Source organism: Haloferax sp. Atlit-6N (assembly GCF_003383195.1).
Classification (GTDB): domain Archaea; phylum Halobacteriota; class Halobacteria; order Halobacteriales; family Haloferacaceae; genus Haloferax; species Haloferax gibbonsii.
Window position 1 is genome coordinate 1 of record NZ_QEQJ01000120.1, and the last position, 591, is coordinate 591.

General features: G+C 59.6%; 1 protein-coding gene. It reads left to right on the forward strand.

Going from position 1 to position 591, the window contains the following annotated elements; genetic code table 11:
* The coding region (locus DEQ92_RS21490; protein ID WP_147299555.1) for an RNA-guided endonuclease TnpB family protein at positions 1–577 on the forward strand (577 nt) is incomplete at its 5' end.
* Positions 578–591 lie beyond the last annotated feature (14 nt).

Consider the following 591-nt stretch of genomic DNA (forward strand, 5'->3'; position numbering starts at 1 on the left):
GCGGGCCGCACACGAGGCGATCGCAGGTTTCAAACGGAAAGAAGCAGGGCGCTTCGAGATATACCTGCATCGCGTTGCCAACGAACTCGTAGCCGAAGCGGTCGAACACGACTGTTCGCATATCGTATTCGAGGACCTCACGGACATTCGTGAGAACGTGCCAGAGGCGTCGTGGCACCATCTGTGGGCGTTCCGCCGTCTCTACGAATACGTCGCATACAAGGCCACAGAGCAGGGTGTCGAAGCCGTCCAGGTAGACCCACGAAACACGTCGCAACGGTGTTCGACGTGTGGATTTACCCACGAGGACAATCGCGACGGCGAGGACTTCGAGTGCCTGAAGTGTGGCTACGAGAACCACGCCGATTACAACGCGGCAAAGAACATTGGACTACGGTATCTCCGCCGTAACCAAACTGGGGACGGCGGAGGCGCACCCGTAGGCGTGCGCTTGAATCGCGGGACGCTGAACGCGAACGGAGAGTATGAACCTCCTGCCGAAGATTCCGGCCAGAGCGGGAGTCCACGCGAAAGCCCCACCCTCAACGAAGCGAACGGCCAAGCCGTGAGCGAGTAGGGTGGGGTAGTTTA